The sequence below is a fragment of the Bradyrhizobium sp. JR4.1 genome (genome assembly GCF_040548605.1).
Taxonomy (GTDB): domain Bacteria; phylum Pseudomonadota; class Alphaproteobacteria; order Rhizobiales; family Xanthobacteraceae; genus Bradyrhizobium; species Bradyrhizobium canariense.
The window spans coordinates 44,386-69,256 of sequence record NZ_JBEPRY010000012.1; the positions used below are offsets into that span (position 1 = coordinate 44,386).

General features: G+C 64.1%; 25 protein-coding genes. 9 read left to right on the forward strand and 16 right to left on the reverse strand.

What is annotated here, in order from left to right; translation table 11 throughout:
* The first annotated feature begins 70 nt into the window (after window positions 1-70).
* Both ABIB90_RS22770 and ABIB90_RS22775 read left to right on the forward strand, forming a co-directional pair.
* Window positions 71-475 carry a DUF2946 domain-containing protein gene (locus ABIB90_RS22770; RefSeq protein WP_354201413.1) on the forward strand — a complete coding sequence of 135 codons (405 nt, stop codon included), beginning with the start codon at window positions 71-73 and terminating at the stop codon, window positions 473-475.
* 147 nt (window positions 476-622) lie between these two features.
* Window positions 623-2,980, forward strand: coding sequence for a TonB-dependent receptor (locus ABIB90_RS22775; RefSeq protein ID WP_354169688.1), 2,358 nt, complete (start codon window positions 623-625; stop codon window positions 2,978-2,980).
* Between the two features lie 22 nt (window positions 2,981-3,002).
* On the opposite strand, the gene ABIB90_RS22780 is transcribed toward ABIB90_RS22775, so the two are convergent.
* The 5 genes from ABIB90_RS22780 to ABIB90_RS22800 all read right to left on the reverse strand — a co-directional run bounded on the left by ABIB90_RS22780 (window position 3,003) and on the right by ABIB90_RS22800 (window position 6,991).
* Window positions 3,003-4,160, reverse strand: a complete 1,158-nt coding sequence (locus tag ABIB90_RS22780) for a hypothetical protein (protein ID WP_354169686.1) — start codon at window positions 4,158-4,160, stop codon at window positions 3,003-3,005.
* A 33-nt stretch (window positions 4,161-4,193) separates the two neighbouring features.
* Entirely contained in the window at window positions 4,194-4,871 is a 678-nt protein-coding gene (locus ABIB90_RS22785) for a methyltransferase domain-containing protein (protein ID WP_007595101.1), read from the reverse strand.
* A gap of 35 nt (window positions 4,872-4,906) precedes the next feature.
* Complete coding sequence (locus tag ABIB90_RS22790) at window positions 4,907-5,422, reverse strand: GNAT family N-acetyltransferase (RefSeq protein WP_007595102.1); 516 nt, start codon at window positions 5,420-5,422, stop codon at window positions 4,907-4,909.
* Window positions 5,423-5,489: 67 nt separating this feature from the next.
* The gene (locus ABIB90_RS22795) at window positions 5,490-6,437 is read right to left on the reverse strand and encodes a glycosyltransferase family 2 protein (protein WP_354201414.1); all 948 of its coding nucleotides are present in this window, start codon (window positions 6,435-6,437) and stop codon (window positions 5,490-5,492) included.
* A gap of 62 nt (window positions 6,438-6,499) precedes the next feature.
* The gene (locus ABIB90_RS22800; protein ID WP_219684481.1) at window positions 6,500-6,991 is read right to left on the reverse strand and encodes an NUDIX domain-containing protein; all 492 of its coding nucleotides are present in this window, start codon (window positions 6,989-6,991) and stop codon (window positions 6,500-6,502) included.
* Window positions 6,992-7,071: 80 nt separating this feature from the next.
* Here ABIB90_RS22800 and ABIB90_RS22805 point away from each other — a divergent pair, with 80 nt between their 5' ends.
* On the forward strand, window positions 7,072-7,953 hold the full coding sequence (locus ABIB90_RS22805; RefSeq protein ID WP_354169679.1) for a metallophosphoesterase family protein: 882 nt from the start codon (window positions 7,072-7,074) through the stop codon (window positions 7,951-7,953).
* A gap of 113 nt (window positions 7,954-8,066) precedes the next feature.
* On the opposite strand, the gene ABIB90_RS22810 is transcribed toward ABIB90_RS22805, so the two are convergent.
* The 3 genes from ABIB90_RS22810 to ABIB90_RS22820 all read right to left on the reverse strand — a co-directional run bounded on the left by ABIB90_RS22810 (window position 8,067) and on the right by ABIB90_RS22820 (window position 10,689).
* Window positions 8,067-8,621 carry a hypothetical protein gene (locus ABIB90_RS22810; RefSeq protein WP_354201415.1) on the reverse strand — a complete coding sequence of 185 codons (555 nt, stop codon included), beginning with the start codon at window positions 8,619-8,621 and terminating at the stop codon, window positions 8,067-8,069.
* 199 nt (window positions 8,622-8,820) lie between these two features.
* On the reverse strand, window positions 8,821-9,027 hold the full coding sequence (locus tag ABIB90_RS22815) for a DUF4170 domain-containing protein (RefSeq protein WP_007595122.1): 207 nt from the start codon (window positions 9,025-9,027) through the stop codon (window positions 8,821-8,823).
* Window positions 9,028-9,057: 30 nt separating this feature from the next.
* The gene (locus ABIB90_RS22820; protein WP_354169676.1) at window positions 9,058-10,689 is read right to left on the reverse strand and encodes an isocitrate lyase; all 1,632 of its coding nucleotides are present in this window, start codon (window positions 10,687-10,689) and stop codon (window positions 9,058-9,060) included.
* Window positions 10,690-10,915: 226 nt separating this feature from the next.
* Here ABIB90_RS22820 and ABIB90_RS22825 point away from each other — a divergent pair, with 226 nt between their 5' ends.
* Entirely contained in the window at window positions 10,916-12,361 is a 1,446-nt protein-coding gene (locus ABIB90_RS22825) for a helix-turn-helix domain-containing protein (RefSeq protein ID WP_354169674.1), read from the forward strand.
* A gap of 111 nt (window positions 12,362-12,472) precedes the next feature.
* Here the strand turns inward: ABIB90_RS22825 and ABIB90_RS22830 are convergent, their stop codons facing one another.
* Complete coding sequence (locus ABIB90_RS22830; protein ID WP_007607017.1) at window positions 12,473-12,766, reverse strand: antibiotic biosynthesis monooxygenase; 294 nt, start codon at window positions 12,764-12,766, stop codon at window positions 12,473-12,475.
* A gap of 229 nt (window positions 12,767-12,995) precedes the next feature.
* Between ABIB90_RS22830 and ABIB90_RS22835 the strand changes: the two genes are divergently transcribed.
* Complete coding sequence (locus ABIB90_RS22835; protein WP_354169671.1) at window positions 12,996-13,802, forward strand: hypothetical protein; 807 nt, start codon at window positions 12,996-12,998, stop codon at window positions 13,800-13,802.
* Window positions 13,803-13,966: 164 nt separating this feature from the next.
* Window positions 13,967-14,314, forward strand: a complete 348-nt coding sequence (locus ABIB90_RS22840; protein WP_007595135.1) for a hypothetical protein — start codon at window positions 13,967-13,969, stop codon at window positions 14,312-14,314.
* A gap of 4 nt (window positions 14,315-14,318) precedes the next feature.
* Here ABIB90_RS22840 and ABIB90_RS22845 read toward each other — a convergent pair whose 3' ends face one another.
* Together ABIB90_RS22845 and htpX are read right to left on the reverse strand one after the other, a co-directional pair.
* Window positions 14,319-14,960, reverse strand: a complete 642-nt coding sequence (locus ABIB90_RS22845; protein ID WP_354201416.1) for a tetratricopeptide repeat protein — start codon at window positions 14,958-14,960, stop codon at window positions 14,319-14,321.
* 134 nt (window positions 14,961-15,094) lie between these two features.
* The gene (gene htpX / locus ABIB90_RS22850; RefSeq protein WP_354201417.1) at window positions 15,095-16,027 is read right to left on the reverse strand and encodes a zinc metalloprotease HtpX; all 933 of its coding nucleotides are present in this window, start codon (window positions 16,025-16,027) and stop codon (window positions 15,095-15,097) included.
* A 299-nt stretch (window positions 16,028-16,326) separates the two neighbouring features.
* On the opposite strand from htpX, the gene ABIB90_RS22855 reads away from it, so the two are divergent.
* The 3 genes from ABIB90_RS22855 to ABIB90_RS22865 all read left to right on the forward strand — a co-directional run bounded on the left by ABIB90_RS22855 (window position 16,327) and on the right by ABIB90_RS22865 (window position 19,676).
* Window positions 16,327-17,628, forward strand: a complete 1,302-nt coding sequence (locus ABIB90_RS22855; RefSeq protein ID WP_354201419.1) for a lytic murein transglycosylase — start codon at window positions 16,327-16,329, stop codon at window positions 17,626-17,628.
* Window positions 17,629-17,888: 260 nt separating this feature from the next.
* Window positions 17,889-18,392 carry a DUF1993 domain-containing protein gene (locus ABIB90_RS22860; protein WP_007595142.1) on the forward strand — a complete coding sequence of 168 codons (504 nt, stop codon included), beginning with the start codon at window positions 17,889-17,891 and terminating at the stop codon, window positions 18,390-18,392.
* A gap of 183 nt (window positions 18,393-18,575) precedes the next feature.
* Entirely contained in the window at window positions 18,576-19,676 is a 1,101-nt protein-coding gene (locus ABIB90_RS22865) for an alkene reductase (protein ID WP_354201420.1), read from the forward strand.
* A 188-nt stretch (window positions 19,677-19,864) separates the two neighbouring features.
* Here ABIB90_RS22865 and ABIB90_RS22870 read toward each other — a convergent pair whose 3' ends face one another.
* The 5 genes from ABIB90_RS22870 to ABIB90_RS22890 form a co-directional block, all read right to left on the reverse strand.
* Window positions 19,865-21,607, reverse strand: coding sequence for an ABC transporter substrate-binding protein (locus ABIB90_RS22870; protein ID WP_035993295.1), 1,743 nt, complete (start codon window positions 21,605-21,607; stop codon window positions 19,865-19,867).
* A gap of 127 nt (window positions 21,608-21,734) precedes the next feature.
* Window positions 21,735-22,064 carry a DUF2160 domain-containing protein gene (locus ABIB90_RS22875; RefSeq protein WP_354169663.1) on the reverse strand — a complete coding sequence of 110 codons (330 nt, stop codon included), beginning with the start codon at window positions 22,062-22,064 and terminating at the stop codon, window positions 21,735-21,737.
* A 10-nt stretch (window positions 22,065-22,074) separates the two neighbouring features.
* Window positions 22,075-22,881, reverse strand: a complete 807-nt coding sequence (locus ABIB90_RS22880; RefSeq protein WP_007606994.1) for a carbohydrate ABC transporter permease — start codon at window positions 22,879-22,881, stop codon at window positions 22,075-22,077.
* On the reverse strand, window positions 22,881-23,783 hold the full coding sequence (locus tag ABIB90_RS22885; RefSeq protein WP_219684474.1) for a carbohydrate ABC transporter permease: 903 nt from the start codon (window positions 23,781-23,783) through the stop codon (window positions 22,881-22,883). Before ABIB90_RS22885 ends, ABIB90_RS22880 begins: the two co-directional genes overlap by 1 nt.
* A complete protein-coding gene (locus ABIB90_RS22890; RefSeq protein WP_354201421.1) occupies window positions 23,783-24,868 on the reverse strand; it encodes an ABC transporter ATP-binding protein in 1,086 nt (361 codons plus the stop codon). Before ABIB90_RS22890 ends, ABIB90_RS22885 begins: the two co-directional genes overlap by 1 nt.
* Between the last annotated feature and the right edge of the window lie 3 nt (window positions 24,869-24,871).

Genomic DNA, 24,871 nt, shown 5'->3' on the forward strand with positions numbered 1-24,871 from the left:
GGGCGATGTTACATTATAACATCGCGGGATCAGGGGATGATGCCTCGCGATGTGGGGGTGGCGTTTTCGGATGAAGTGGTTCCGGTCGAATATCAAGCACGGCGCCCGGCTCGCGATCTTCGCGATGCTGGTGCAGTTCGCGCTGACGTTCGGCCACAGCCATTGGTTCGCCCAGGCCGCTCCCCTCGCTCAGTCCTCGCTTCAGCAGACCGACAGCAACCAAGCTCCCACTTCGATCGACCGCGCCGCGGTCGAGAAGCAATCTCCCGCTGGCCCCGACAGGGAGCAGCCGGGTGAGGACAATTGCGCGATCTGCGCATTGGTCGCGATGGCCGGCACCGTCATGTTCGCGGCGCCGCCGGTGTTGTTGCTGCCGCAGGCGATCGACCTGCTCTACCGCACCACCGACGCCGAATTCGTCCATCTGAAATCGGCCGGCACGGCATTCCAACCGCGCGCACCTCCCGCGTCCTGACTTCCAACAACGCTTGATCACGCTCGGCTCGCCGCTTTCAGGCGCGTGCCCGGGAGCAGTTGAAGTCGAATTCCGTCGCGCAGCGACGGCAGGCCGCCTCCGATCAGCAGACCAACATGCGGACGGCGCCTGACTGGAATCAGGACCATGTCATTCAAATTGCGGCGCACGCAGCGCCTTGGCGGAGCAAGCCTGCTCCTGATCGGCGTCGCCACCTCGGCGCTGGCCGAGGATAAGTCATCGACCGAGATCCCCGCCGTCACCGTGACGGCTCCGAGCCCCATCGTACGCAGGGCGGTGGTGCCGACCCGCAACCCCGGCCGCCCTACGCGAACCGCGCGGGCGCGCAGCCCCGAGCGCACCACGGACGCCACGCCGGCAGCCTCCACGCCGGCCGCACCCCAGCAGGGCGTGCTGCCTATCGTGACCAACCAGTTCGCGACCGTCACGGTGGTGCCGAACGAGGAGATCCGCCGCGAGGGCGGCGGCCAGCTCGGCGATCTCCTGTTTTCGAAACCCGGCATCACCGGCTCGAGCTTCGCGCCGGGCGCTTCCAGCCGGCCGATCATCCGGGGGCTCGACGTCAACCGCGTCGGCATCGTCGAGAACGGCACCAATGCCGGCGGCGCCTCCGATCTCGGCGAGGATCACTTCGTCCCGATCGATCCGCTCGCGACCAACCAGGTCGAGGTGGTGCGCGGGCCGGCTGCGCTGCGCTACGGCTCGACCTCGATCGGCGGCGTGGTCAGCGCCACCAACAACCGGATTCCCGACACGCTGCCGAACTGCGCTCCGTCGTTCCAGGCTTACGGCATGCCGGCCAAGGCGCCGCTCGCGAGCGCCGCGACATCGCCTTGCGTCACCGCCGAGACGCGCAGCGCCTTCAGCTCGGTCGACCGCGGCGTCGAAAGCGGCGTGCTGCTCGACACCGGCGGCGGCAATTTTGCCTTCCATGCCGACGTCTACGGCCGCAACACCACCGACTACAGCATCCCGAGCTATCCCTATCTGAACGACCAGACACGCTCCGTCGCCAACGGCCGCCAGCCGAACTCCGCAACGCGCTCGGACGGCGCCTCGATCGGCGGCTCCTATTTCTTCCAGGGCGGCTATGTCGGCGCGGCGATCACGCAGAACGACTCGCTCTACCACATCCCCGGCATCGACGGCGCCGACCACAACACCCGGATCGACGGCCACCAGACCAAGATCACCGTCAAGGGCGAGTACCACCCCGACGCGGCCGCAATCGACGCCGTCCGCTTCTGGGCCGGCGCGACCGACTACCGGCACAACGAGATCGGCCTTGCCGATCCGGCCGATCCCACCACCGACGGCGTGCGGCAGACCTTCACCAACAAGGAGCAGGAGCTTCGCACCGAGGTGCAGCTGATGCCGTTCAACGCGCGCTTCGCCGAGGTGACGACGGCGTTCGGCTTCCAGGCGGGCCACCAGGAACTGACGGCGCCAAGCCCGGATGATCCCGGCGCGCTGTTCAACGGGTTGTGGGACCCGAACCGAAACTACCGCGTCGCCGGCTACGTCTTCAACGAGTTCAAGTTCAGCGAACAGACCAGGGCGCAGATCGCGGGCCGGATCGAACATGTCGAACTGCACGGGTCGACGCCCGATTTCCCGGCAGACTTCCTGCCCGACGGGACGCCGCAAACGAGCATCGTCCGCAATCCGTCGTTCACGCCGAAGAGCGGCAGCATCGGCCTGTTGCAGGACCTGCCGGGCGGCATGGTCGGCAGCATCACCGCGCAATATGTCGAGCGTGCGCCGAAGCCGGCCGAGTTGTTCTCGCGCGGTGGCCACGATGCGACCGCGACCTTCGACATCGGCAATCCGAACCTCACCATCGAGACCGCGAAGTCGGTCGAAATCGGCGTGCGCAAGGCGGCCGGACCGCTCCGGTTCGAGGCGACCGCCTATTACACGCACTTCGACAATTTCATCTATCGCCGCCTCACCGGCGTGATGTGCGACGGCGACTTTGCCTCCTGCGGTGCGCCCGGCGCCGAGCTGAACCAGGCGGTCTACTCACAGCGCAATGCCAACTTCCGCGGCGGCGAATTCCAGTCGCAGCTCGATATCGGCGCGTTCCAGGGCGGCATCTGGGGCATCGAGAACCAGCTCGACGTGGTCCGCGCCACCTTCAGCGACGGCACCAACGTGCCGCGGATTCCGCCGGTGCGGCTGGGTGGCGGCGTGTTCTGGCGCGACGACAACTGGCTGATGCGCGTCAACCTGTTGCACGCGTTCGCGCAGAACAATGTCGCCGTGATCGCGGAGACTCCGACGGCAGGCTACAATTTGCTGAAGGCGGAGGTCAGCTACAAGACCAAGCTCAACCCGAATGCATTCGGCGCGCGCGAGATGCTGGTCGGCCTCGTCGGCAACAATCTGTTGAACGAAAACATCCGCAACTCGGTGTCCTACACCAAGGACGAGGTGTTGATGCCTGGCATCGGCGTGCGGGCGTTCGCGAACTTCAAGTTCTGAAAGCGCGATAGCTAGCCGGAGCTCATCGCGGTTCGGCTAGAGCGGCTGCATCGGGGGAAGCCTCTGCCGCCTCCCGAAACAGCACGGCGAACAGCAGGGTCCACAATGTCAGGAGAGAAATGGGGATCGTGTAGTATGGCGTCGCGATCGGATAGGTGAAGAAGAAGGCGAGGTTGAGCGCCAGATTGGCCATCGTGAGCAGCGCGACGCGGCGAGTGCCGTTCGCCTGCCGCAACAGCCAGATCGAGCCTGCAACTCCGATGACGATCAGCAAGGTCTGGAGCGGGTCGGCGAGATAGTCCCGGACCACCGCGAACGAAAAATCCAGCGGCCTGACATCGGGGTTGTTGCCGTAGGTCGACGCGAACGGACTGCCGGCGTTGACGGCGTAAGAGACGATGGTCGGGATCACGCCGGCCAGCAACGCGAGGCCGAACACGAGCCCCTGCAAGAACCGGGACAACGTCCGTTCCGCAAGGAACGCGACGAGGAGAAACAGGCCATAGCCGGACGCCAGGAAGAGATTGGCCAACCGGAAATCAACGGTCAGTCCGAGCAGGAAGCCGATCGGCGCCAGCGGCCAGATCCTCGGTTGAGATCGCGGGCTCGCCAGCCATCGCGCCGTGAGACATCCCGCGAGCGCGCAGACGACGACGGTCGGGGCCATCGAATAGCTCGCCTTGACCGGATTGACCATCTGGTAGATCGCAAGGCAGCCGAACGTCCCGGCCATCAGGACCGACCGCATGCTGCGCGCGAGAGAAAGCGCAAACAGCGCAAAGCCGAGCACGATAATGGTCGCCAGCATGTACATGGGCACGACCTGGTGACCTGGCGGAAACAGCGCCAACACGAGGCCGACACCCGGCGGATATTGAATGACGACCTTCCCCGTGGCCGGCATCAGATTGTGACAGGGCGCCGCGGTCGTATCGTTCCAGTCCGGGTAGCCGATCTCCTTCAGCTTCGCTTTCTGATAGCCATCGTCGTCGCGGCCGAGGTTGGTGTCGAAGCCCTCCACCAGCCCGAACCTCTGGAACAGATGCGCCTGCCTGAGGTAGCAGATGTCGTCATAGACGCCGCGCGCCTCATTCCATCGCATCATGGTCCAGAAATGGCCGATCAGCACCGCGAGAAACAACACGGCGAAGACGGCTTTGCTGGTGTGGATCTTCTTCATCGGGGATCATGATGCGACGGAGGCGGCGCTGCTTTAGCGGAATGCAAGATAGAGATTGGACGATAGCGGGCCGAGCGACAAACCGGTGTAGCCCACGGCCGCGGACTTAGGGGTGGAGGACTTGGCGGCGAGCCCCAGCAGCCGTTTTCGCGTCATCAGGATCAGGTTCTGCTCGTCGGTCCATTCCGACTTGCCGGCGATCCTGCAGGCGATCCTGAAGGTGCCGTCGAGATAATGCGCCAGCGGGATGGCGGTGTGGTGCTCGACCGGAAAGAACCTGTTGGGCACGGTGATGAACACCCGCCGCGCGACGCGGCAAAGCTCCTCGACCAGGAGCACCTGATTTTCATGGCTACCGGCATGCTCGAGCACGGCATTGGACGTCGCGACATCGAACGCATTGTCGTTGAACGGCAGCCGTGTATTCGGTTCGATCTGCACGTAACGGCAAAGCGGAAAAGCCGCCTTGAACCCGATTCCTTCGCCGAGCCCGCACGCCGTGATCTTGTGCTGATGCGGGTAGCTTCGCTCCAGCACGTTCGCGCCGTCGTTGATCACGTCGGATACGCCGACATCCAGGATCTCGTCCAAGGCAGACGGCTGCATGCGGGCGATGAAATCCTGGTAGATGCGGTCGCGCGCGGCGATCAGCAGCTTTTCCGCCGTGCTCCCGGACGCCACTTCCCGGTAATATTGCTGATCGACCGGCACTGCCCTACCTTCATGTGAGCTTCGAAGCGATGGCGTCAGGTGCGCGTCTTGCTCCAGTCCGGACCGACCGGTCCCGATACGCCTTCGAACGCGCCCTCGACCAGCTCGATGACGAGGAGCCGGCTGTAATCGACCGGGCCCGGCATGGTGACGCGTCCCTTGGGGACCTGCTTGAAGCCGACGCGGCTGTAATAGGGCTCGTCGCCGACCAGCAGCACCAGGCGATGGCCCTGCGCCTTCGCATCCGTCAGTGCGCGCTCGAGCAGCAGCCGGCCGACGCCGCGGCTGCGGAACGGAGGCTCGACCGTCAGGGGCCCGAGCAGCAGTGCCGGCGTGTCGCCGACGCAAATCGGCAATTGCCGTACGGATCCGACCAGCAACGTACCGACGCGGGCGGTGAAGGATAGATCGAGCACATGATCCACGTGCTCGCGGATTCGGTACGCGCTGAGCACGAAGCGGCCGGGTCCGAAGGTGCGTTCGTGCAGCCGCTCGATCGCCTGAGCATCGCCGGCGGCTTCCGACCGGATGGTGAGGGAGAGATCGTTCATCGCGTCGGCGGGATATCACCTTGGAGGGCAGCGGTCCATGGGATTGCGCCCGGCCCCGGAGGCAATTTCAGGTCCGCCCGAGCGGCGGTTGGGACAGGTAGGCGAGCATCTTTATTTCCCGCCGCCCGCGCGTCACGGTGTCGAGCACGAGCCCCGACGAAGCCGAAAGCAGCGCCATGATCATCAGACCCATGGAGAGCACGGCGGTCGGCAGGCGCGGGACCAGGCCGGTTTCGAGGAAGGTGATCACGACGGGCAGCCCGAAAGCGATCGACAGCAGCGCGAGCACGATGCCGATCGCCGAAAAGAAGCGCAGCGGCCGCTCCGACCGATTGAGCTTCAGCATCGTGTTGAAGATGCGCAACCCGTCCTGCCAGGTGTCGAGCTTGGAGAAGGAGCCTTCCGGGCGCGCGTAATAGGGCGTCTCGACCTCGGCGACCGGCAGCGACAATTCCAGCGCATAGACCGCGAACTCGGTCTCGATCTCGAAGCCACCGGACAGGACCGGGAAGGATTTGACGAACCGGCGCGAGAACACGCGGTAACCGGACAGGATGTCCTTGAAGGCGTGGCCGAAGGTCGATGCCAGGAAACCGGTGAACAGCCGATTGCCGATGCGATGACCGCGCCGGTAGGCCGCTTGCGATTGATCGACACGCAGACCGACAACCATATCCAGATGCTCGTCGAGGAGCTCGTCGATCATGCGCGACGCGCTCGGCGCGTCGTAGGTCGCATCGCCATCGACGAGCACGTAGATGTCGGCCTCGATGTCCGCGAACATGCGGCGCACGACGTGACCTTTGCCCTGGCGCCGCTCGCTGCGCACGATCGCTCCCGCCTCGCGCGCGACCGCCGCGGTACGGTCGGTCGAGTTGTTGTCGTACACGTAGACCTCGGCCGCAGGCAGTGTCTTGCGGAAATCGGCAACGACCGTCGCGACGGCGGCTTCCTCATTGTAGCAGGGCACCAGCACGGCGACCCGAAACGGCCATGACCTCGTCGATTCAGACAATCTTCATCCCTCGTCCATGCGCCGACACCGCAGGTGCGGCGATTTACTAGCACAGGCAGCCATCATCGCCACGTCGCAATCCGCGGCCTGTCGTGTAGGACTTCCGCGATCCGCAACCGCGTGCCGGGCGTGGTCCCCTCGGGCAGCGCGGTGACCGCGAAGAACCCGCACTCGGCGATCTCGTGGTTGGGCGCGGGCAGGCGATCCTGCTTGAACTGCCTGACGACGTAGACCGCGACGTGGTCGCGGCGCGAGACGTGGCTGTTGAGGAAGATGCCGTGCAGCACGGCATCGCCAGTGAGATCGATATCGCCCTCCTCCTTGAGCTCGCGGCGCATCGCCTGCTCCATGGTCTCGCCGAGATCGACGCCGCCGCCGGGCAGATACCAGCCCGTGACGTAGCTGTGCCTGACCAGGAACACCCTGGTGTCGGCATCCAGTACCACGGCGCGGACGCCGAGCGTCATGCCGCGGACCAGCAGGAAATAGGCGTGGAAGATTTGCCGCAGCAGCGGCTCGAATCTGCGTCGGACGCTGTTCAGACGATCCGCCATCGGGCTCCCTTGATGCCCCGCTTGCACCTGGCCTGCGACCTTGCCATTACAGCGGGCGAATAGCGAGGCAATCGCCCCCAATGGCCCCCTTCACGCTCGCCCATCTGTCGGACCCGCATCTGCCGCCGCTGCCGAAGCCGCGGCTGATCGAGCTCGCCGGCAAGCGCGCGTTCGGCTACGTCAACTGGACGCGCAACCGTCACAAGTATCAGCGCCGCGAGGTGCTCGACGCACTCGTCGCCGACATGAAGGCGCAAGGTCCCGACCACATCGCGGTCACAGGCGATCTCGTCAATCTGGCGCTGGAGGCGGAATTCGCGCCGGCGCGCGCCTGGCTCGACGGCCTCGGTCCGCCCGACCGCGTCACCACGATTCCCGGCAATCACGACGCTTATGTCCGCGCCACCTTTCATCGCTTCGGCGAAACCTTCGCGCCCTATCTTGCGGGTGACGATGGCCGTATCGGCTTTCCGAGCCTGCGCCGGCGCGGGCCGCTCGCGCTGATCAGCCTGTCCACGGCGGTGCCCACCTTGCCGTTGATGGCGACAGGCGCGCTCGGACGCGATCAGCTCGCGTCGCTCGAAGAGATGCTCGAGCGGTTCGCAGCCGAGGACGTCTTTCGCGTGCTGCTGGTGCATCATCCACTGAAGTCCGGCGCGCGCCACAAGCGGATGATCGACTCGGCCGAGCTGCTGACGCTCTTGAAACGCCACGGCGTCGAACTGATCCTGCACGGGCACGACCACATTCATTCGACGATGTGGTTCGAAGGCCCCAACGGCAACATTCCCGCAATCGGCGTGCCATCGGCCTCCGCGCTCGCGCACGGGCACACCCCGGCTGCGGCCTACAATCTGTTCACGATCGAGAAGGACAACGCCAGCTGGCGTTGCGAGCAGACGGTGCGGAGCCTGGGGGCTGGACTTCAGATCGGGCAGATCAAGCATGTGAAGTTGATTTAGACCGCTGTCATTCCGGGGCATGCGAAGCATGAACCCGGAATCCATCGGGCCGCGATACGTGCTGATAAATGGATTCCGGGTTCGCGCTTCGCGCGCCCCGGAATGACGACGCCTCACCAGCTCCGCAGGGCCGCGAGCACGGCGACCCCGAACAGTGCGGCGGCACCGAGCACGAACCCCAGCACGAATGGCCAGACGCGCGAGCGGCGCCGCGGCTGCGCCACCTCGGGCTTCGGCTCGGGCGGGACCACCATGGCATGCTCGCGCTCGATCATGCGGCGCGCGACGTAATCGGTCACGGCCTCGACGATGACAGCGGTGTCGTGCGATTCAGCGAGCACGATGCGGCCGAAGCGGGTGTCCTGCACGAAGCGGTACATCCGCTTGTCGCGCCCCATCACGATGTGCGCGACGACGTCGATCCAGAGCCTGGGCGTATCGCCCTGGCTGATACCGCGGTCGAACAGGTCGATCTTGTCAGGCACCTGCGCGAACAGAGGATCGAGCGAATCGTTGAGTATCTCGAGCCGTGCCACCTCGGCATCGCGCAAATCGACGACGACGCCGGTCCGGTCGGCAGCCTCGATCCGCGCCCGCAACAGCGCATCGCGCAGCCGCACCGGGCGCGGCTGGCTGGGATGGATCCCGCTGGTCTCGGGCTCTGACATTGGCGGCCTCGTCCTCACTTGGCCGGATTAACCTATCAGCAACCAATGTGTCCGCAAAGGCCCTACAATTCCAGTTACTTACGGAGCCCACAGGCTATTCACCTGTGCCAAAAACAGACGGTCCCACCCGGCTTGCGCCGGATGGGACCCTCCGTCCTTGGACGTCTTCTTATTCAGATTGGCATGTTAGTTCAGATTCTCACGCCGAGACCCGCGACGGCTCTTCCACGATCGAGAAGCGGACGCCCGCCTTGTGGCGGTTCTCTTCCGAGACCGAGCGCCAGGCGTCCTCGGCCTCCTTGCGGGTCTTGAACGGACCCTGCACCTGGGCCGAGCCTTCCACCAGCTTGTGGAAGTTCATCGAGCCGAACTCGCCGCCGATCACCCAGAAATTGCTGTTGGTCATTGTCAGTCTCCTGTCGATTAGCGTGATGCGTTAGCCGAACTGGTTCATCGTGTTGTGGGCGCCGCCCGCCTTCAGGGCAGCCTCCCCGGCGAAGTATTCCTTGTGGTCGTCGCCGATGTCGGAGCCGGCCATGTTCTGATGCTTGGCGCAGGCGATACCCTGACGGATCTCGGCGCGCTGGACGTTCTTGACATAGCCGAGCATGCCCTGGTCGCCGAAATATTCCTTCGCCAGATTGTCGGTCGAGAGCGCCGCCGTGTGGTAGGTCGGCAACGTGATCAGGTGGTGGAAGATGCCGGCACGCTTGGCGGAATCCGCCTGGAAGGTACGGATGCGCTCGTCGGCTTCCTTTGCCAGCGGCGTATCGTCGTATTCCACCTTCATCAGCTCGGCACGATTGTACTTGCTGACGTCTTGGCCGGCTTCCTTCATCGCGTCGTAGACCTGCCAACGGAAGTTGAGGGTCCAGTTGAACGAGGGCGAGTTGTTGTAGGCCAGCTTCGCGTTCGGAACCACCTTGCGGATGCGGTCGACCATCTTGGCGATCTGCTCGATATGCGGCTTCTCGGTCTCGATCCAGAGCAAGTCGGCGCCGTTCTGCAGCGAGGTGATGCAGTCCAGCACGCAGCGGTCCTCGCCGGTGCCCGGGCGGAACTGATAGAGATTGGAGGGCAGCCGCTTCGGACGCATCATCTTGCCGTTGCGGTTGATGATGACGTCGCCATTGCGGGCGTTCTCCGCCGTCACTTCCTCGCAATCCAGGAAGCTGTTGTACTGGTCGCCGAGGTCACCGGGCTTGTGGCTGACCGCAATCTGCTGGGTCAGGCCGGCACCGAGCGAGTCGGTACGGGTCACGACGATGCCGTCTTCGACGCCGAGTTCGAGGAACGCGTGGCGGCAGGCCCGGATCTTCGCCAGGAACACCTCGTGCGGCACCGTGACCTTGCCGTCCTGGTGGCCGCACTGCTTCTCGTCCGAGACCTGGTTCTCGATCTGGAGCGCGCAGGCACCCGCCTCGATCATCTTCTTGGCGAGCAGATAGGTCGCCTCCGCATTGCCGAAGCCGGCGTCGATGTCGGCGATGACGGGCACGACATGGGTCTGGAAGTTGTCGATCTTCTCGATCAACTCCTTCTCTCGGGTCTTGTCGCCTTCCTTGCGGGCCTTATCGAGGTTGCGGAAGATATCGTTCAGCTCGCGCGAGTCGGCCTGACGCAGGAAGGTGTAGAGTTCTTCGATCAGCGCCGGCACCGAGGTCTTCTCGTGCATCGACTGGTCGGGCAGCGGGCCGAACTCGGAGCGCAGCGCCGCGATCATCCAGCCGGACAGGTACAAATAGGTGCGATCGGTCTTGCCGAAGTGCTTCTTGACCGAGATCAGCTTCTGCTGGGCGATGAAGCCGTGCCAGCAGCCCAGCGACTGCGTGTACTTGGTGGGGTCGCCGTCATAGGCGGCCATGTCCGCCCGCATCAGCGCCGCGGTGTAGCGGGCGACGTCGAGGCCGGTCTTGAAGCGATTCTGCAGGCGCATGCGGGCGACGGCCTCGGCCGACACCCCGTTCCAGGTCGGCTGGGTCTCCAAGAGCGACCGGGCCGCCTCGACCTCGCTCTGATACGAGGCGGGGGCCTGGAGGGTGCTGATGCCGCGGGGCTGGTAATTCATGTGCCTGATCCTTTCGCTGACGATGGCCACCAGCCATCGACATTCTTGACAATGCATTGCGAGATGCGTGTCAGAAGCTAAACGCGAGAAAGCTCAGCTCGTATAGTAGGCTTGTATCTGAATGGTGATGTCATGTAACATCGGTACTTGTAACAAATGTCACTTTGTAAATCTTGTAAATTAAAAGGTCAGCAAGCCTGCCCTTGATGCCTCCGGAGACCTGAGAATGCCCGCCGGTTCCAGCAAGAAGCTCTTCGTCGGCCCGCGCTTCCGGCGGATCCGGCAGCAATTGGGGCTGTCGCAGACCCAGATCGCTGAGGGGCTCGGGATCTCGCCGAGCTATGTCAATCTGATCGAGCGTAACCAGCGCCCGGTGACCGCCCAGATCCTGCTGCGGCTGGCCGAAACCTACGACCTTGACCTGCGCGACCTCGCGACCGCCGACGAGGACCGCTTCTTCGCCGAACTCAACGAGATCTTCTCCGACCCGCTGTTCCGTCAGATCGACGTTCCCAAGCAAGAATTACGCGATCTGGCCGAACTTTGCCCCGGCGTCACCCATGCGCTGCAACGGCTCTATGCCGCCTATACCGAGGCCCGCCAGGGCGAGACGCTGGCCGCGGCACAAATGGCTGACCGAGACGTCGGCACCCGCTATGAGGCCAATCCGGTCGAGCGCGTCCGCGAACTGATCGAGGCCAACCGCAATTACTTTCCAGAGCTCGAGCAGGCCGCGGAGACTCTGCGCGACGAGCTGAACGTGCCGGCCGAAGAGCTTTACGCGGCGCTCGCGGCACGGCTGCGCGAAAAGCATTCGATCCAGACCCGCATCATGCCAGTGGACGTGATGCGCGAGACGCTGAGGCGCTTCGACCGCCACCGGCGCCAGCTCCTGATCTCCGAACTGGTCGACCCGCCCGGCCGCGCCTTCCAGCTCGTCTTTCAGCTCGGCCTGGTTGAATGCGCGCAGCATCTGGAGACCATCATCGGCCGCGCCGGCCCGCTCGACGACACACCGCGCCGCCTGTTCCGGATCACGCTCGGCAACTACTTTGCGGCCGCCGTGATGATGCCCTACCCGGCTTTCCTGGCTGCCGCCGAAGCATTGAACTACGACATCCATCTGCTGGCACAGCGCTTCAATTCCGGCTTCGAGCAGGTCTGCCATCGGCTCACCACCCTGCAGCGGCCGAACGCGCGCGGCATCCCGTTCTTCCTGCTTCGTGTCGACAATGCCGGCAACGTCTCGAAGCGATTTTCATCGGGCACGTTCCCGTTCTCGAAATTCGGCGGCACTTGTCCGTTGTGGAACGTGCACTCGACCTTCGACACGCCTGACCGCCTGCTGAAGCAGGTGATCGAGCTGCCGGACGGCACGCGCTATTTCTCGATCGCACAAATGGTGCGCCGTCCCGTCGCGCCGCACCCGCTGCCGCAGCCGCGCTTCGCCATCGGCCTCGGCTGCGAGATTCGTCACGCCGCGCGCCTCGTCTATGCTGCCGGCATCGATCTGGAGAAAACGGAGGGCACGCCGATCGGCGTCAACTGCCGTCTCTGCGAGCGCGAAAACTGCGCCCAGCGCGCCGAGCCGCCGATCACGCGCACGCTGATCCTGGACGAGACGACGCGGCGGGTGTCGAGTTTTGCGTTCTCGAATGCGCGGGAGTTGTGAAGGGGCACATCTACCTCCTCGTCATTGCGAGCGAAGCGAAGCAATCCAGACTGTCTCCGCAGTGACAGCCTGGATTGCTTCGTCGCTTCGCTCCTCGCAGTGACGAAGGACTTACGCCAGCGTATGCACGATCACCGGTCCCGCGGCGGCGCGGGCGTCGCCTGCAAGGAGCGCACCCAGATCCTTCTCGATCCAGGCGATCGCACGCCTGTTCGCCTCCTCCGCCTGCTCGAACTTGTCGAAGATCGAAATCGCCGTGACCGTGTCGTCGCCGGCATAGACGACGTAATAGGCGCGGAAGCCGTCGACGTCGCTGATGATCGGAACGGCACCTTCCTTGATACGGCGCGCCAGCTCTTCGGCGCTCCCGCTTTTCGCCTTGGCCTGACGGATGGCGGCATACATGGCATCCTCCCTTCCGGCTATCTGGTTTGAGGGCTTGGTGCCCGGACCGCATGCTACGCCGAAGCGCGCTGGCAATCCACGCTTGGTTAACCCGGCGCTAATTCACTTCCGCGATCCGCAACCATCGATTAAGCACGCCTCAACATCGCTGCCTTAGTCTCGCCCCACTCACTTTTCGCAAACAACGGCGGCTTATCCTGCCGCGTGAAGTGACATCAGGGGGTTCATCATGCGCATTGCGTTGCTGCTGACCGCGACCATTGTCGGCGCGCTCTTTGCCAATTCGTCCCATGCCGGACCGCTTGATGCATCCGCCGGCGCAGCGCAGGCGTTACCGCCGGGCTTCCAGAGCTACCGCGGCTACATGTTCGACTTGTCGGAGAATTCCGACCGCAAGGATGTCGACAAGCTCACCGACAATGTGAAGAGCCAGATCGACGTGGTCGAGGCCGCCGGCCTCTCGCCGCGCGTCCTGCGCTTCTTCCGCACCGTCCCGATCATCGCCAGCGAGCTCGCCTGCCTCGACGAAGGCGCCGCGACCGCGTGCTACGGCCGGGTCACGCCTGACATCCAGCGCACCGCTCCCCGCACGCTGACGGTCTGGGACCCCAACAAGCAGCGCTGGAGCAATCCGAACGCCGTCGACCTCGCGGTCGATTCCGGCCTTGGCGTGATCATGCTGCGGCCGGACATGATGCGGTACGAAAAGGAAGCCGTGCTGCTGCACGAGTTGCTGCACGCCTACCACGCGCGGCTGTTGCCGGACGGCTACGCCAACAAGGGCGTGATCGGCTATTACGCCTACGCCAAGTCCAAGGATCTCCTGCCCAAGGAATCCTACGCGCTGAAGAATCACATGGAGTTCTTCGCGGTAACCGCCAGCATCTTCCTGGCCGGGAAGAGCGAATTCCACGACCCGAAGTCGCGCGAGGCGCTCAAGGAGAAGTTGCCGGACTATTACAAATATCTGGTCGGCGTGTTCGGCTTCGATCCCGATCCGGCAGCCTCGAGCGGCCCGGTCGCCTCGCTGAAGTAAGACAGAAAGCGCCAGACCAAGCCCGAGAGCCGCGCGCGCAGCGCGGCTCTTTTATTTTGGTCACCGGAAGCTGCGGATGACGCGTGGCCGGGAATTGCCAAGGTGGGGCCCGATCTGCATAGTCCCGCCCGCATCGATACCGTTTTCGAAGAGGATAGAACAACATGGCGGAAGCCGACCTGGATGTCGTGATCCGGCAACTGGCCAGACAGCTGCATACGGGCCTGATGACCCGCGCCAAGGAGCGGCGGGACCGATTCAACGGCCTTGCGGCCAAGGCCAAGGGCAAGGAGACCGGCGACCGCTTCAAGATGATGGCCAAGGCCACCATGGAGCAGGCCATTGCCGCCGCCAAGCGCCTGCAGATGTCCGCCGACAACGTCGCCGACAGCTACGCGCGGTCGATGCGGATCGCCGCCAGCACGCCGGTCGCGGTGAAGGTGGAGAAGAAGGCGCCCAAGGAAAAACCGGCCAAGAAAGCGAAGAAGGCCAAAGCCAAGAAGGCGAAGTAGACGCTCACTTTCCTGGAGCGCCGAGCCGGGTCGGCTCGGCGCTCGCCAGTTCGGCGAGCTTTGCGCGTGCCGCGTCGCGGGTGCGGACGTCCTTGCCGGCGGGCAGCGCCAGCGCGGCCTCGAAATCGGCGCGCGCCTCATTCGCCTGGCCCCGGGCGAGGAAGGCGAGGCCGCGGTCGAGCCGAGGCTGCGCATCCGAGGGGTCGAGGCGGACCGCGGTGTTGTAGCTCAGGATCGCGCGATCGAGATCGCCGGCGGCCGCGAGCGCGAGACCGCGCTGGTGATAGGGCGCGGCGTGCCTGGGATCATGCGCGATCGCCTCGTCGTAATCCTCGATGGCAAGTTCGAGGTCGCCGTTCTGCCGGCGCGCCAACGCCCGATCGCGATAGAGCGAGGCGCGGTTGGGGTTGAGATGGATAGCCTCGTCGAAATCCGCGATCGCCCGCCGCCAGTCGCCGTGGCGCAACGCGATCCGTCCACGCCCCTCATAGGCGAAAGCGATCAGCGAGCCGCGCAGCGGCGAGAAGCCGATCACTGCCGAGCAGATGTCGGGCTCGTCCTCGTCCCCGCAATTGACGACGGTGTGCGTGGACAGGCCAATCAGCATGCCCAGGGCAATCAACAATGGTACTGCAGCTTTGGTCATCTTCGAGGGTGGCAGGCAGAGGGCCGGCCACGCATCCCCTTTCGCAGGAACTGTCACGGCAGGGTGTTAACACCGGCCGGGACGGCCCTGTGTGCGACAGGTCACAAAGCGAGCAAATTCGCGCTGCTTCCGCGTCAGCCCCAAGGGCCGCGTGAAGAAGAGCGGCCCCATGGGCTCCGCGGCGGATAGTTCTCATTGGCGCCGACCGACGGCGAGGCCTGCGCACCGAGCTCGGCTGCGAGCTGCTGAAGTGCCGCGATGCGATTCTGCGTCGAGGGATGGGTGGCGAACAGATTGTCCACGCCGTGGCCCGACAGCGGATTGATGATGAACATGTGCGCGGTGGCAGGATTTCGCTCCGCCTCGACATTCGGGACCTGATGCGCAGCGCCCTCGATCTTCACCAGCGCCGATGCCAGCCACATCGGCTGACCGGCGATGCGTGCGCCGAGATTGTCCGCGGCGTATTCGCGCGTACGACTGATCGCCATCTGCACCAGCATGGCGCCGATCGGGGCGAGGATCATCATCAGGATCGAGCCGACGATACCCGGACCATTGTTGTCGCGGTTGCCTCCGAAGAACATGCCCAACTGCGCCAGCATCGAGATCGCGCCTGCAATGGTCGCGGTAACGGTCATCAGCAGCGTGTCGTGGTGCTTGATATGAGCGAGTTCGTGCGCGATCACGCCGGCGAGCTCCTCGCGGCTGAGCTGGCGCATCAACCCGGTGGTGACGGCAACCGCGGCATTCTCGGGATTGCGCCCGGTGGCAAACGCGTTGGGCTGCGGCTCGTCCATCAGGAACACGCGCGGCATCGGCAAGCCGGCCCGGCCCGCCAGCTCGGCCACGAGCCCGACCAGCTCCGGTGCGCTGCTGCGGTCGACCTCATGGGCGCCATACATCGACAGCACCATGCGGTCGGAGTTCCAGTAGGTGAAGAGATTGGTCGCCGCGGCAATGACGAGCGCAATCATGGCGCCGCCGGCACCGCCGATCAGATAGCCGACGCCCATGAACAGGGCGGTGAGGCCTGCGAGCAGCATTGCGGTACGAAGATAGTTCATGGCCGTCTCCCGAGGCCGGCCGTGGCCGCTGGAGGCGTTGCAGGCCGGCAAGCATGAGGTAGGGATGCCCCCCGTCCGCGTGCAAGGTTTCAAGGTGCGTCGCGGAGCCGCGGCCATTGACCAACATTGCTTTTCCGTCATGCCCGGGCTTGTCCCGGGCATCCACGTTCTCCCTCCGGCGCAAGGCCGAAAGCGTGAATGGCCGGGACAAGCCCGGCCATGACGAAAGGATGGTTTGAGGCGCTCAATTCCCTTAAGCTTTGGCAAGATTCCCCACGCGCCCTCCCCCCGGAAACCTCATGCTCCAGACCCGATTTGCGATCGCGGCCGTCACTCTTGTCGCGCTGTCTGCAACCGCCTCCGCCCAGTTCGCGCCAGCGCCCGCAAAACCAGCAGCCCCCAGGGCGACCGCGCCCTCGCCGCGCGCGGCGGCGTGCCATAACGGCGCGAACTTCGATCGGTTTCTGGCCGACGTGAAACAACAGGCCGTTGCCGCCGGCGTGTCGCAGCGGACGATCGCGGCGGCCTCGCCTTACCTCATCTACGACCAGGGCATCGTCAATCGCGATCGCGGCCAGCGCGTGTTCGGCCAGCTCTTCACCGAATTTGCCGGCCGCATGGCCGCGCCCTATCGCATGCAGAACGGCCAGCAGCACATCAAGCAACATGCGGCCGCGTTCGCGCGCGCGGAAAAGGAATACGGCGTGCCGCCGGCGGTGATCGCAGCGTTCTGGGGACTGGAGAGCGATTTCGGCGTCAACATGGGCAATCTGCCGACGCTGAAATCGCTGGTGTCGATGGCCTATGATTGCCGCCGCTCGGAGATGTTCGTGAACGAGACCATTGCCGCGCTGAAGATCATCGACCGCGGCGATTTGCATCCTGACGAGATGGTCGGCTCCTGGGCCGGCGAGCTCGGACAGACCCAGTTCCTGCCCGTGCATTACGTCAACTATGCCGTCGACTATGACGGCGACGGACGACGCGATCTCCTCCGCAGCGAGGACGACGTGATCGGCTCGACCGCGAACTACATCGCCAACGGATTGAAATGGCGGCGCGGCGAGCCGTGGCTGGAGGAGATCAAGGTGCCGCAAAACCTGCCGTGGGATCAGACCGACCTCACGGTGCAGCTGCCGCGCTCGAAATGGGCGCAGCTCGGCGTGACCTATCCCGACGGCAGGCCGCTGCCGAACGACAATCTTGCGGCCTCCGTGCTGCTGCCGATGGGGCGCTTCGGGCCAGCCTTCATGGCGTACCCGAATTTCGCGGCCTACACCGAGTGGAATAACTCGCTGATCTATTCGACCACCGCAGGCTATCTCGCCACCCGCATCGCGGGCGCGGCTCCGATGCGAAAGCCGTCCACACCGGTCGCGCAGCTGCCGTTCAACGAGCTCAAGCAATTGCAGCAGCTTCTGGTCCAGGCCGGCTTCAATGTCGGCAAGGTCGACGGCGTGCTGGGCCAGCAGAGCCGCGCCGCGGTGAAGGCGATGCAGATCAAATACGGTCTGCCCGCCGATTCCTGGCCAACGGCCGAGCTTTTGGCCCGGATGCGCGGTGGCACGGCGCAGGCACAGCCGGCGGGGACGATCCGCTAAGCACTAGAATCGCTGTCATGCCCCGCGAAAGCGGGGCATCCAGTACGCCGCGGCCTATCGATTCAATCACAGCTGCCTCGGAGTACTGGATCGTCCGGTCAAGCCGGACGATGACAGCGGGGCGCCGATAGCACCACAAGCCCGCTCGGTAGAATTTTCGCACTGCACAAGCCGCTCCCGCGATTGTATTTTTCCATGAGGTTCCCATGTGAGTGGCTCAGGTTTCTCCTGAGATTTCCCACCACAATAGCGAGCATCACATGTCCTTCCACGACGCCGTCGTTCCCGCCTATTTGCAAATGCTGAACAGCCTGACCGGCCTGCTCACGAAAGCCGAGGCGCATTGCGCGGCCAAGAAGGTCGATCCCGCCGTCCTGCTGGGCTCCCGCCTGTTTCCGGACATGCTGCCGCTCTCGAAGCAGATCCAGCTGGTCAGCGATTTTGCAGCCAAAGGCTGCGCCCGGCTGACCCATAGCGAAGTGCCCTCCACAGCAGACACCGAGACCAGCTTTGCCGAATTGAAGCAGCGGCTCGCCAAGACCATCGACTATGTGAAATCGTTCAAGCCCGAGCAGTTCGAGGGCGCCGACACCAAGGACGTCACCTTCCCGGCCGGTCCCGACAAATCCATCACCATGAAGGGCCAGCAATTCCTCAGCGCGTTCTCGCTGCCCAACTTCTATTTCCACGCCGCCACCGCCCACGGCCTTCTGCGCCACGCCGGCGTCGAGGTCGGCAAACGCGATTTCCTCGGCGCGAACTAATACCCGATGATTCAGGCGGCCGCGGCGGGAGATCGAATCTGCTGCCGCGGCTGAAATTGCACATGCTTTATGCTGCGTAGCCCCGCTGCGCATCTCGCCTGCAGTTTCCGTATGGCTCCTCCCTTGCGCTGATTGCCGCGATGCACAAGTGTTCCGGATCTCTCACCGCCTGGAAGCATTCTCATGAGCCGTTCGACCAAATTGTTTGAGACCTACAAGCTCGGCCCGATCACGCTGGCGAACCGTTTCGTGATGGCGCCGCTGACGCGCAACCGCGCCTTTCCCGGCACCTTCGTACCGGGCGCGCTCGCCGCCGACTATTACGCCCAGCGTGCTTCTGCGGGGCTTCTGATCACCGAAGCGAGCCAGGTCTCGCAGCAGGGCCAAGGCTACCAGGACACCCCCGGCATCTATTCCAAGGAGCAGGTTGCCGGCTGGCGCAAGGTCACCGATCAGGTGCACCAGCGCGGCGGCAAGATCTTCATCCAGCTCTGGCATGTCGGCCGCATTTCGCATGTCGACCTTCAGGCCAATGGCGCAGCCCCGGTGGCACCGAGCGCGATCCGCGCCAAGGGCAAGACCTTCGTCAACGGCGGCTTCGCTGACGTCTCTGAGCCCCGTGCGCTCGAACTCTCCGAAATTCCAGGGATCATCGACGATTTCAAGCGCGCCACGAAGAATGCGCTCGAAGCCGGCTTCGACGGCGTCGAGATCCACGGCGCCAACGGCTATCTGCTCGAGCAGTTCGCCAAGGACGGCACCAACAAGCGTACTGACGCCTATGGCGGCTCGATCGAGAACCGCGCGCGACTGATGCTGGAAGTCTCCAGGGCCGTCGTGGCGGAGGCCGGAGCCGATCGTACCGGCATCCGCATCTCGCCGGTGACGCCTGCCAACGACATCTCGGATTCGAACCCGCAAGCCCTGTACGACCATATCGTCGATGGCCTCGGCGCGCTGAAGCTCGTCTATCTCCATGTCGTCGAAGGCGCCACCGGCGGTCCGCGCGACATCGCGCCGTTCGACTATGCGGGCGTGCGCAAGCGCTTCCCCGGCACCTACATCGCCAACAACGGCTATGATTTCGATCTCGCCGCCAAGGTGCTGGACGCGAACGCGGCCGATCTCATCGCCTTCGGCAAGCCGTTCATCTCCAACCCCGATCTGGTCGAGCGCCTGAAGGCGGGCGCGACGCTGAACGATTGGGACAAGAACACGTTCTACGGCGGCGGCGCCAAGGGCTACACGGATTACCCGACGCTGGCGGCTGAGCCGGCTGAGTAAGGCGTCGTCGTCGCTCCACCCTCCGTCATTGCGAGGAGCGAAGCGACGAAGCAATCCAGACTACCTCCGTGGGAAGACTCTGGATTGCTTCGCTTCGCTCGCAATGACGTTGTGGAAGCAAAATCCACGACAATAAAAAGAAAAAGGCCGGGATTGCTCCCGGCCTTTCGTCGTTATGTTGAAGTGCCTTACTGCAGCGAAGCGCGCTTCGGGGGCTGTGCCGGCCACGACTTGATCAGGGTGTCGTAGTCGACCGTCTCGCCCTTCGGCTTCTCGTTGGCGAGCTTGCGCTGCGGGGCGATCGTGCCGTCCTTCTGGGCCTTGGCGAACCAGTACTCGGCCGTCTCCTTCTTGTGCAGCTTCGGACCGCAGGCGCCCTGCACGCCGGACTTCTCCAGACGCTCCATGACGGAGTCCTGCGCGGCGGCAAGGGAGTCCATCGCGGCTTGCGGCGTCTTCGTACCGGACGACGCATCGCCGATATTCTGCCACCACAGCTGCGCCAGCTTCGGATAGTCGGGCACGTTGTTGCCGGTCGGGGTCCACTGCACGCGCGCGGGCGAGCGGTAGAACTCGATCAGGCCGCCGAGCTTCGGCGCACGCTCGGTGAACGACTTGTCCCAGATGTCGGATTCACGAATGAACGTGAGACCGACATGGCTCTTCTTCAAGCTGACCGTCTTGGAGACGATGAACTGAAGATAGAGCCAGGCCGCCTTGCGGCGGTCAGCGGGAGTCGACTTCAGCAGCGTCGCCGAGCCCGCGTCCTGGTAGCCGAGCTTCATGCCTTCCTTCCAGTACGAACCGTGCGGCGACGGAGCCATACGCCATTTCGGCGTACCGTCCGCGTTCATCACGGCGATGCCCGGCTTCACCATGTCGGCGGTGAAGGCGGTGTACCAGAACATCTGCTGGGCGATATTGCCCTGCGCCGGCACCGGACCGGATTCGGAGAAGGTCATGCCCTGGGCCTGCGGCGGAGCATACTTCTTCATCCACTCGAGGTACTTGGTGATCGAGTAGACCGCGGCCGGACCGTTAGTGTCGCCACCACGCTCCACCGAGGAGCCGACCGGACGGCAGCCTTCCATGCGGATGCCCCATTCGTCGACGGGCAGACCGTTCGGGATGCCCTTGTCGCCGTTACCGGCCATCGACAGCCAGGCGTCGGTGAAACGCCATCCGAGCGACGGGTCCTTCTTGCCATAGTCCATATGGCCGTAGACCTTGACGCCGTTGATCTCCTTTATGTCGTTGGTGAAGAACTCGGCGATGTCTTCGTAGGCCGACCAGTTCACCGGCACGCCGAGCTCGTAGCCGTACTTGGCCTTGAACTTGGCCTTGTAGTCGGGGTTGGTGAACCAGTCGTAGCGGAACCAGTAGAGGTTCGCGAACTGCTGGTCGGGCAGCTGATAGAGCTTGCCGTCCGGCGCCGTGCCGAACGACTTGCCGATGAAGTCGTTGACGTCGAGCATGGGATCGGTGACGTCCTTGCCCTCGCCGGTCATGTAGTCCGACAGCGCGATGGTCTGGCCGTAGCGGAAGTGGGTGCCGATCAGGTCGGAATCGTTGATCCAGCCGTCGTACACGTTCTTGCCGGACTGCATCTGGGTCTGCAGCTTCTCGACCACGTCACCTTCCTGGATGATGTCGTGCTTGAGCTTGATGCCGGTGAGCTCGGAGAACGCCTTGGCCAGCGTCTGCGACTCGTATTCGTGGGTCGTGATGGTCTCGGAGACGACGTTGATCTCCATGCCCTTGAAGGGCTCGGCGGCCTTGGCGAACCACTCCAGCTCCTTCTTCTGCTCGTCTTTCGACAGCGTCGAGGGCTGGAATTCCGCGATCCACTTCTGGATCGCGGCGTCGTCGGCGGCGCGCACCGGCGCCGAGACGGCCAACGACACCGCGACCATGGCGGCGACGCTGGACATCGTCAAAAAGCTATTCTTGGTCAATGGACGTTCCCTTCTCCTAAACTGCCGCATGTTGTTCCTCCGTTGCAGCGACAAACTTTTTACAGGCCCGGGTTGGTCCCGGATCTGGCCGTTCCTTCGCGGGCTAGACCGTGCGGAAAACGAGTACGGCCGTGGCCAGCGAAATTCCTGATGCGATCCAAAGGCGCGAAATTTCAACTCCGTCCTCGCCGATCGGCAGCGTGGCGAGGGCGTCGGTGCCGGCGAAGGCGATCCACAGCAAGTGGATGACCGCCGCCGTGATCAGGGAGATGAACAGACGGTCGCCGCGCGTGGTCGGGATGCGCAGCACGCCGACGCGCTCGGCTTCGGGATAGGCCACCCCAAGCCAGGTCATCACGGCGAGCGTGCAGGCGAGCGCGACAAAGAAGATTGCCGTCGGCGGCGTCCAGGCCATCCATGCAATAGCTTCCATTGATGCCTCCCTAAACCCGACCGAGCGCGAAACCGCTCGCGATGTAGTTCCGAACGAACCAGATCACGAGCGCGCCCGGGATGATCGTCAGCACGCCGGCCGCAGCCAGCAGGCCCCAGTCCATGCCCGCGGCCGACACCGTGCGCGTCATGATCGCCGCGATCGGCTTGGCCTGCACCGAGGTCAGCGTGCGCGCCAGCAGCAGCTCGACCCAGGAGAACATGAAGCAGAAGAAGGCGGCGACGCCGATGCCGCTCGCAATCAGCGGCACCAGAATCTTGATGAAGAAGCGCGGGAAGGAATAGCCGTCGAGGAAGGCGGTCTCGTCGATCTCGCGCGGCACGCCGGAGACGAAGCCTTCCAGGATCCACACCGCCAGCGGGACGTTGAAGATGCAGTGCGCCAGCGCGACCGCCCAGGGCGTATCGAACAGGCCGATCGCCGAATAGAGATTGAAGAACGGCAGCGCATAGACCGCGGCCGGCGCCATGCGGTTCGACAGCAGCCAGAAGAACAGATGCTTGTCGCCGAGGAAGCGGTAGCGCGAAAACGCGTAGGCTGCCGGCAGCGCCACCGAGATCGAGATGATGGTGTTGAGGACGACATATTCCAGCGAGTTGATATAGCCGGAATACCAGCTCTCGTCGGTGAAGATGCGCTTGTAGTGCTGGAGCGTCGGCGCGTGTGGCCACAGCGTCATCGTCGAGACGATCTCGGCGTTGGTCTTGAAGCTCATGTTGACGAGCCAGTAGATCGGCAACAGCAGGAAGATCAAAAACAGCGCCATGATGAGGCGACGGCCGGGGATCGAATGCATCACGCGGCTCCTTCCTGCGGCTTCCGCTCGGCGCCGGCATTGGTCATGACGGTGTAGAAGATCCAGCAGACGATCAGGATGATGAGGTTGTAGACCAGCGACAGCGCGGCGGCCTTGCCGAGATCGAACTGGCCGAGCGCGATCTTGACCAGCTCGATCGACACGAAGGTCGTCGAGTTGCCGGGCCCACCACCCGTCACCACGAACGGTTCGGTGTAGATCATGAAACTGTCCATGAAGCGCAGCAGCACCGCGATCAGCAGCACACGATTCATCTTCGGCAGCTGGATCGCCTTGAACACCGCCCAGCGGGAGGCGCCATCGATCTGCGCCGCCTGATAATAGGCTTCGGGGATCGACTTCAGGCCGGCGTAGCACAGCAGCGCGACCAGGCTGGTCCAGTGCCAGACATCCATCACGATGACGGTGACCCAGGCGTCGATATCGTTGGAGACGTAATTATAATCGATGCCGATGGCATTGAGGACATAACCGAGCAGGCCGATGTCGGGGCGGCCGAAGATCTGCCAGATCGTGCCGACCACGTTCCACGGGATCAGCAGCGGCAGCGCCAGGATGACGAGGCAGGCCGCAACCGTCCACCCCTGTCGCGGCATCGACAGCGCGACGACGATGCCGAGCGGCACCTCGATCGCGAGGATCACCAGCGAGAAGAACAGATTGCGCCCGAGCGAAGCCAGGAAGCGGCCGCCGAGATCGGTCGAGGGATCGAGCAATTCCTTGAACCAGCCGACACCGTTCCAGAAGAACTGGTTGTTGCCGAAGGTGTCCTGCATCGAATAGTTCACCACCGTCATCAACGGCAGCACCGCCGAGAAGGCGACGACCAGGAACACCGGCAGCACCAGGAACCAGGCTTTTTGGTTGACGGTCTTGTCCATCAGGCGGCTCCCTCCACCAGAAGGCTGTCGGCATAGACGTGGACGTGCGACGGGTCGAATTTCAGGCCGGCCGTCCCGTCCGGGCTCGTGAAGCCGGCCGGCGCGCGCGCTGCGAGCTTTGCATCACCGAGCCGCGCACGCGCGAAGCGGATGCGCCCGAGGTCGTCGACGCGTTCGATCTTCGCACTGAGCAGGCCGGGTGCAGGCGCGACGGCCTCAACGAATTCCGGACGGACGCCGATCTCGATCTTCGCGCTTGGCGGAAGGCTGTCGTAGCTGCGATTGAGCGCGATGACGTGACCGCCGATCCTGGCCTCGCGGCCCCTTACCTCGGCCGGCAAAATGTTCATGCCGGGCGAGCCGATGAAATAGCCGACGAAGGTGTGCGCCGGCTTGTCGAACAGCTCGGCCGGCGTGCCGCTCTGCACCACGCGGCCGTCATGCATGACCACCACGGTGTCGGCGAAGGTCAGCGCTTCGGTCTGGTCGTGGGTGACGTAGATCATCGTCAGGTCGAGCTCGCGATGCAGCGCCTTCAGCTTGGAGCGGAGCTGCCATTTCAGCTCGGGGTCGATCACGGTGAGCGGCTCGTCGAACAGCACCGCGGCGACGTCCGAGCGGACCAGGCCGCGACCGAGCGAGATCTTCTGCTTGGCATCGGCCGTGAGCCGCGTCGCCTTGCGGTTCAGATAAGGCTCGAGGTCGAGCAGGCGGCCGATCTCGGCGACGCGCTTGTCGATCTCGGCCTTCGGTACACCGCGGTTCTTCAGAGGGAACGCCAAATTCTGCCCCACCGTCATAGTGTCGTAGATCACCGGAAACTGGAACACCTGGGCGATGTTGCGCTTCTGGGTTGACAGCGGTGTGATGTCCTCGCCGTCGAACAGGATTTTCCCGCGCGACGGGGTGATGATGCCCGAGATGACGTTGAGCAGCGTGGTCTTGCCGCAGCCGGACGGCCCGAGCAGCGCGTAGGCGCCGCCCTGTCGCCAGGTCATCGTGACAGGCTTGAGAGCAAAGCTGTCCTGCGGCGCATCATTGCCACCGTAGGAGTGAGCGAGATCGACGAGGTCAATGCGGGCCATGTC